Here is a 6,571-nt window from a genome sequence, read left to right as displayed (position 1 = left end):
CGTGTTCGGCATCCCCAACGACGAGATGGGTGAAGAGGTGAAGGCGGTGGTCCAGCTGGTCGACCCCGCCAAGGCCGGGCCCGAGATGGAGAAGGAGCTGGTCTCGTTCTGCCGGAGCCAGCTGGCCCACTACAAGTGCCCACGCAGCGTGGACTTCGAGGCCGAGCTGCCCCGCCACCCGACCGGCAAGCTGTACAAGCGCCTGCTCCGGGACCGCTACTGGGGCGAACGCCAGTCGCGCATCGTCTGACGGCCGGCGTCGCGCGCGGCGCGCGCCACGGACGTCGCCACCAGCTCCGGCTCCTCCCAGACCAGGAGGTGGCCACCGGTCGGGACCCACACCACGCTGCAGTCCGGGAGGGCGGCGGCCAGCGGGGGGATGGCGGAGGGGGGCACGACATGGTCCCTGCGCCCGGCGAGGACGGTCACCGGCACGCCCACGTCCGGCAGGGCCCCCGCCACCGCCGGCATCTCGGTCACCAGCGCCCGCTGCTCGACGGCGAACGAGCGCCAGTCCTCCCCCGTCCGCCACCGGGCCGCGTAGGCGCCGAGCCGGGCCCGGGGGAGGGCGGCCACGGGACCGATGGCCAGGTCGGGGCCCTCCGGGGGCAGGCGCGTGAGGACGCGGGCGGCGCCGCGCATGGCGGCCCGGGCCAGCACCTCGCCGGCCAGAGGCAGGGCCAGCAGGCGGTCCCCGAGGCTGAGGGCCCGGGGCACCCCGGCCGGGCAGACGAGCACGAGGGCGGCCACGGCCTCGGGGTGGAGCTCGGCCAGCCGGAGGGCCACCGTGGCCCCGTAGCTGTGACCGGCCACGGTGGCGGGAGCGGCCCCGAGGCGGTCGAGCAGGCGGGCCATCACGTCGGCGTTGCCGGCCGGCCCCGACGCCGGCCCCGGGCTGTCCCCGTAGCCGGGCCGGTCGGGCACGATCACCCGGTGGTCGGCCACGAGCAGGTCCGCCACCGGGTCCCAGTCCCCCGCTGCCCCGGGCTGGCCGTGCAGCAGCAGCACCGGGGGCCCGGACCCCCGGTCGGTGCAGGCGGGACCGGCGGCTAGGGCCGGAACGTGAACCGTCCGCCGTCGATCACGACCTCGCCCCGCTGGGTCTCGGCCCGGAACACGGCGCCGTCCCCCTCGCGCCACATCGAGACGCGGAGCTCGTCACCGGGATAGGTGGGCTTCGAGAACCGTCCCTCCATGGAGCCGAAGCGGGCGGGGTCGGACCCGCACAGGGCGTGGAGCAGGGCCCGCCCGGTGAAGCCGTAGGTGCACAGGCCGTGGAGGATGGGCCGGTCGAAGCCGGCCATGCCGGCGAAGGTGGGGTCGGAGTGCAGCGGGTTGCGGTCCCCCGACAGCCGGTACACGAGGGCCTGGTCGGGGCTGATCGGGTAGGTCACGGTCTCGTCGGCCGGACGCTCGGGAATGGCGGCCTTGGGGCCGGAGGGCCCGCGGTCCCCGCCGAAGCCGCCCTCCCCCCGGATGAACAGCGACGACGTGTTGCGGAACAGGGGCGTGCTGGTCCCGGCGTCGTCGGAGCGGGACTCGAGGGCGATCACCGCCGCGCTGGCCTTGTCGTAGATGCCGGTGATGCGGGTGACCGTGCGCACGGTGCCCTCGACGGGGATCGGCGCCTCGAGGAAGATGCCCTGCTCCCCGTGCACGAGCATGGCGGGGTTGAACGTCCCGATGTTGGCGAAGGCGCCCCCGAAGGCCGCCAGGCCGACGATGACGGCGAACGTCGGCAATACCTGCTGGGGGATGTTCTGGCTGTTCTCGGTGGTGAACGCCAGCTCCGCGGTGCCGGCACCCACGCCGACGGAGTAGAGGAGGCAGTCCTTCGACGTCCAGGAGTACTCGACGGGATCGCTCTCGGTCCCGACGGCGTCAGGGTTGATCGGCATGGCTGGGCACGTTAGCTACCGCCCCGCCCGCGCCTGGCTCGACGCCGCCCGGCCCGGCCGGGGACCGGGCCACGATCACCACCCCCGCCGCCATCACGATCAGGCTCACGGCCTGGATCGTCAGCGCCCCGACCGAGGCGTCGACGTACTCGCCGAAGGCCACGGCGCCGACGATGATGCTCACCACCGGGTCGACGACGGTGAGCGCCGGCAGGGACCAGCCGAGGGGCCCGGCCTGGAACGCGCTCTGGGCCAGGATCATGCTGGCCAGGCCGGTGATGGCGATGGCGTAGACCTCCCACGAACGGGCCACGTGCACCGCCAGGTGGGCGACGCTGCCGGGGTTGGCGGTGACCACGTGGGCCACGGTCTTGGTGTACGCCGCCGTCAGCCCGTAGATGAACCCGGCGGCGGTGGCCAGCAGGCTGGCGCGCACCGGCCCGGTGGTGAAGCGGGCGCTCACGGTGAGCGCGGCCGCGGGCACGGCGGTGGTCACCGTTACGATGGTCCAGCCCAGAGCAGTGGCGCTGGTCGAGCCCTCGCCGGGGTTGGCCACGAGAAGGAAGACCGCCAATCCCGCGACCGTCAGCCCCGCCCCCGTCCACTCCGCTCGCGTCGGCATGCCCATCCGGGCGAACACCTTCCCGAGCGGCAGGGCAAAGAGCAGCCCGCACACCAGCAGGGGCTGCACCAGGACCAGGGAGCCATGCCCCAGGGCGATGAACTGCAGGACGAAGCCGCCGATGTCGGCCAGGATCCCGAACAGCCACACCGGGCGGCGGGCCAGCCGGAACAGCAGGCTCATCCGCAGGGCGTCGGACTCCGGGGCCTGTACCGCCGCGTACTGCTGCAGCACCGACGCCAGGGCATACGCCAGCGCCGAGCCGAGCGAGACGATGACGACCATGCCGGTCTGCATGCCCGCCCGACGTTAGGGCCTGGGTCCCGCGCCGGCGCCGGACCGGGTGTGGTCCTGGTTCTGTCTGCCAGCCTGGGGGCGGGCCATGACGGCGCCGCCGATGAGCTGGCCCGCCGCCTCGCCGGGCGGGGTTACCGGACGCGCGTCGAGGACTATCTGGGCTGCCTCCCGCTGCGCATCGGCGCCGCCGTGCGCGCCGTCTACCGCGTGCAGCTGCGCCGGGCGCCGTGGGCCTACGAGGCCACCTTCCGGGTGTGGTACCTGGGCCGGGGCCTCCGCACCGCCCTCACGGTGGTGCTCGAGCTCCTGACCCGCCGCCGGCTGGGCCGGCTGCTGGCCGACCCGGCCGTGTGCGCCGTCGTGTCGACCTACCCGCTGCAGTCGCTGGTGCTGGGGCGGGCCCGACAGCGGGGCCGCCTCCGGGTCCCGGTGGCCACCTTCATCACCGATTTCGGGGTCCACCCCCTGTGGATCCACCCCGGAGTCGACCTGACCATCTGTGTGCACGACGCCTCCGCCCAGGCCGCCCGCCGGCGCACGCCCCGGCCGGTGGTGGCGACGGGCCCCGCCGTGCGGCCCGAGTTCCGGGCCGGGCCCGCCGACCGGGACGGGGCCCGGCGGGCGTGGGGGCTGCCGGTCGACGCCCGGGTGGCCCTGATCGTGGCCGGGTCCTGGGGGGTCGGGGACGTGGCCGACGCCTTCGACCGGCTGCACGCCACCGGGACGTGGGTGCCGGTGGCGGCGTGCGGCGGCAACGAGGCGCTGCGGGCCCGGCTGGCCTCACGCCGCTACGGCCTGGCCCTGGGCTGGACCGACCGCATGCACGAGCTGATGTCGGCCGCCGACGTCCTGGTGCAGAACGCGGGGGGCCTGTCCTGTATGGAGGCCTTTGCCCTCGGGGTGCCGGTCGTGACCTTCCGGCCCCTGCCCGGGCACGGTCGGGTCAACGCCGCCCTGATGCAGGCCGCCGGGGTGGCCGAGGTGGCCGCCCCCGGCTCCGACCTGGCCGCCGTCCTGGAGCGGGCGGTGGGGCCGGACCGGGACCGCCTGGTTGCCGCCGGCCGGGCCGTGTTCTCCGGCGACGCCGCCGCCGCCGTCGACCGCCTCGTCCGCCACAGCGGGCTCACGGCGCTGGAGCGGGCCTCGTGAAGGGCGCCCGCCCGTTGGGGTTGCTGGCCGGGGCCGTGGTGGCCCACGCCGGGCCGGGCGTGCTGGCCCTGCCCGCCGTGCGGCGGCGGGTGGCCCCCCGCCTGCACGGGCTCGGGCGCCCGGGCCACGTGGCCCTCACCTTCGACGACGGGCCCGATCCCGCCTCGACCCCCCGCTTCCTGGCCGAGCTCGACCGCCTGGGCTGGAAGGCCACGTTCTTCATGCTGGGCGCCCTGGCCCACCGGTCCCCGGGGCTGACGGCCGAGGTGGCGGCCGCGGGCCACGAGGTGGCGGTGCACGGCTGGACCCACGTCAGCCACCTGGCCCGCCGGCCCGGGACCGTCGTCGACGAGGTGCGCCGGACCCGGGACACCCTCGGCGAGGTCACCGGTACCGCCCCCCGCTGGTTGCGCCCCCCCTACGGGGTGATGAGCGGCGGGGACCTCCTGGCCGCCCGGAGCGTGGGCCTGCGCCCGGTGCTCTGGACGACGTGGGGGCGGGACTGGACCACCGAGGCGAGCGCCGCCGGGGTGGCGGCCGAGGTGTTGAGGGGCTGCGGCCGGGACGGGGCCGCGGGCCCCACGGTCCTCCTGCACGACTCCGACTGCACCTCGGCCCCGGGGTCGTGGCGGTCGGCCGTCGGCGCCCTATCCGTCCTGGGCGAGGAGTGGGCCAGGCGGGGCTGGCACGTCGGCCGCCTGTCCGACCACGGTCTGGGCTGAGGCGGTCCCGGGCGCGCCGGAGGACCGGGCCGGGATGCGCCCGTAGCCCCCGAACAGGCGCCGCACGCCCCACAGCGTCACCAGCAGGAGGGCCTCGACGACGATCCGCATCGACATCTTGGACTGCCCCTCGACCCGGTCGACGAAGCGGATCGGCACTTCGGTCACCAGCCGCCCCCGCCGGTGGGCCCGGAACGCCATCTCGATCTGGAAGCCGTAGCCGTCGGCGCGGATCCGGTCGAGGTCGAGGTCCTGGAGGGTGGCGGCGGAGTAGGCCCGGAAGCCCGAGGTGAGGTCGCGGACCCGCATCCCGAGGGCCACGGCGGCGTAACGGTTCCCCGCTTCGGATAGAAGGCGACGGTGGGGCGCCCAGTTGGGGATCGACCCGCCCGGGACGTACCGGGAGCCGATCACGAGGTCGGCGCCGGCCAGGCCGCCAAGCAGGTCCGGCAGCTGAGCCGGGTCGTGGGAGAGGTCGGCGTCCATCTCCACGAAGGCGTCGAAGCCGCGCTCCAGTCCCCAGCGGAAGCCGGCGCGGTAGGCGTTGCCGATCCCGGACTTGCCGGGCCGGCGCAGCACCTGGATGCCGCCGAGCCCGGCCGCCACGGTCTCGACCAGCTCGGCGGTGCCGTCGGGGCTGTTGTCGTCGACCACCAGGATCTCGGCGTCCGGGACGGCGGCGCGGATCCGGGGCAGGACCTGGGGGACGTTCCCCGCCTCGTTGTAGGTGGGCAGGACCACCAGGGGGCGCACCGGGGAAGCATAAGGGAGGTCAAACCCCCGCTACGGTCGCCGGGATGCACCCCGAGCCGGCCCCGGGGCCGGTCCTGCGGCTCGACCACGTCACCGTCGTCAGGGGCGGCACCACCGTCCTCCACGACGTCAGCTGGTGCGTCGGCGACCGGGAGCGGTGGGTCGTGCTCGGTCCCAACGGCAGCGGGAAGACCACGATCGTGGACCTGGCGGCGGGCTTCCTGTTCCCCTCGGTCGGGACCGTCGAGGTGCTCGGAGGCGTGCTCGGGCGGATCGACGTCCGGGCCCTGCGGGCCCGGCTCGGGCTCACCAGCGCCGACCTGTCCAAGCAGCTCCGCCCCGAGGTGGCGGCCCTCGAGTTGGTCATGTCGGGCCGCCACGGCGCCCTCGAGACCTGGTGGCACGATTACGGCCCGGCCGACCGGGACCGGGCCCGCAGCCTGCTCGACCGGGCCGGGGTGGCGCGCCTGGCCGAGCATCCCTACCGCACCCTCTCCGAGGGGGAGCGCCAGCAGGTCCTGCTGGCCCGGGCCCTCGTGGCCGAGCCCGAGCTGCTGCTCCTCGACGAGCCCAACGCCGGGCTGGACATGGGGGCGCGCGAGTCCCTTGTCCACCGGCTGGGGGGCCTGGCGGCCGATCCGGCCTCGCCCCCGATGGTGCTGGTGACCCACCACGTCGAGGAGATCCCCGCCGGCTTCACCCACGCCGTGCTCCTGCGCGCCGGCCGGGTGCACGCCGCCGGCCCCCTCGACGAGGTGCTCGTCGACGCCTCCCTGTCGGAGTGCTTCGGGCTGGCCCTGCGGGTGGTCCGTCACGGGGCCCGCTGGTCCTGCCACGCTGTCTGAGCCCGAAATGGCCAGGATCCACGTTCCCAAGGCGCTCCGCCGGCTGATCAGCCTCCTGCTGGTCGTGCTGGTGGTCGAGTACCTCGTGCTGCCGCAGGTGGCCGGGGCGCGCAAGTCCCTCCACCTGATCGACCACGCCAACCTGTGGCTGGCCCTGCTCGGCCTGGTCCTGGAGGTCGGCGCCCTCATCGCCTACGCCCAGCTGACCCTTTCCCTGCTCCCCCACCGGGCGCTGCGCCTCGAGCGGGTGTTCCGCGTCACCCTGGCCACGCTGTCGATCAGCCA

The 6,571-nt window shown here is 75.3% G+C and carries 9 protein-coding genes; 5 read left to right on the top strand and 4 right to left on the bottom strand.

Annotated elements, in window-relative coordinates; translation table 11 throughout:
• Positions 1-250 (top strand): acyl-CoA synthetase (locus VFW24_10600; protein HEX5267211.1); only part of this gene is annotated, 250 nt, incomplete at its 5' end.
• On the opposite strand, the gene VFW24_10595 is transcribed toward VFW24_10600, so the two are convergent.
• Genes VFW24_10595 through VFW24_10585 form a run of 3 tightly spaced genes read right to left on the bottom strand, consistent with a single transcriptional unit; the run spans position 217 to position 2,817 of the window.
• Positions 217-1,008, bottom strand: coding sequence for an alpha/beta hydrolase (locus VFW24_10595; protein HEX5267210.1), 792 nt, complete (start codon positions 1,006-1,008; stop codon positions 217-219). The two genes, VFW24_10600 and VFW24_10595, sit on opposite strands and share 34 nt — an antisense overlap.
• A gap of 41 nt (positions 1,009-1,049) precedes the next feature.
• Positions 1,050-1,898: a MaoC/PaaZ C-terminal domain-containing protein gene (locus VFW24_10590; protein ID HEX5267209.1), complete on the bottom strand. Its 849-nt coding sequence runs from the start codon at positions 1,896-1,898 to the stop codon at positions 1,050-1,052.
• Complete coding sequence (locus tag VFW24_10585) at positions 1,882-2,817, bottom strand: DMT family transporter (GenBank protein HEX5267208.1); 936 nt, start codon at positions 2,815-2,817, stop codon at positions 1,882-1,884. Before VFW24_10585 ends, VFW24_10590 begins: the two co-directional genes overlap by 17 nt.
• Before the next feature lie 48 nt (positions 2,818-2,865).
• Here VFW24_10585 and VFW24_10580 point away from each other — a divergent pair, with 48 nt between their 5' ends.
• Together VFW24_10580 and VFW24_10575 are read left to right on the top strand one after the other, a co-directional pair.
• Positions 2,866-3,966: a glycosyltransferase gene (locus tag VFW24_10580; protein HEX5267207.1), complete on the top strand. Its 1,101-nt coding sequence runs from the start codon at positions 2,866-2,868 to the stop codon at positions 3,964-3,966.
• Positions 3,963-4,688: a polysaccharide deacetylase family protein gene (locus VFW24_10575; protein HEX5267206.1), complete on the top strand. Its 726-nt coding sequence runs from the start codon at positions 3,963-3,965 to the stop codon at positions 4,686-4,688. The genes VFW24_10580 and VFW24_10575 overlap by 4 nt, the downstream gene beginning before the upstream one ends.
• On the opposite strand, the gene VFW24_10570 is transcribed toward VFW24_10575, so the two are convergent.
• The gene (locus VFW24_10570) at positions 4,614-5,441 is read right to left on the bottom strand and encodes a polyprenol monophosphomannose synthase (GenBank protein HEX5267205.1); all 828 of its coding nucleotides are present in this window, start codon (positions 5,439-5,441) and stop codon (positions 4,614-4,616) included. The two genes, VFW24_10575 and VFW24_10570, sit on opposite strands and share 75 nt — an antisense overlap.
• Before the next feature lie 44 nt (positions 5,442-5,485).
• Here VFW24_10570 and VFW24_10565 point away from each other — a divergent pair, with 44 nt between their 5' ends.
• Both VFW24_10565 and VFW24_10560 read left to right on the top strand, forming a co-directional pair.
• Positions 5,486-6,286: an ATP-binding cassette domain-containing protein gene (locus tag VFW24_10565; GenBank protein HEX5267204.1), complete on the top strand. Its 801-nt coding sequence runs from the start codon at positions 5,486-5,488 to the stop codon at positions 6,284-6,286.
• 7 nt (positions 6,287-6,293) lie between these two features.
• Positions 6,294-6,571, top strand: a 278-nt coding sequence (locus tag VFW24_10560) for a hypothetical protein (protein HEX5267203.1), incomplete at its 3' end; no start/stop codon positions are given.

It is taken from the genome of Acidimicrobiales bacterium (genome assembly GCA_036273495.1).
Taxonomy (GTDB): domain Bacteria; phylum Actinomycetota; class Acidimicrobiia; order Acidimicrobiales; family JAJPHE01; genus DASSEU01.
Note: the sequence above shows the minus strand (reverse complement) of the source record. Positions and strands in the feature narration are given on the sequence as shown.

What these genes read in the sequence shown, in the direction of transcription:
- VFW24_10585 (HEX5267208.1), bottom strand. Translation starts at nt 2,817, where the DNA reads ATGCAGACCGGCATGGTCGTCATCGTCTCGCTCGGCTCGGCGCTGGCG.
- VFW24_10590 (HEX5267209.1), bottom strand. Translation starts at nt 1,898, where the DNA reads ATGCCGATCAACCCTGACGCCGTCGGGACCGAGAGCGATCCCGTCGAG.
- VFW24_10565 (HEX5267204.1), top strand. Translation starts at nt 5,486, where the DNA reads ATGCACCCCGAGCCGGCCCCGGGGCCGGTCCTGCGGCTCGACCACGTC.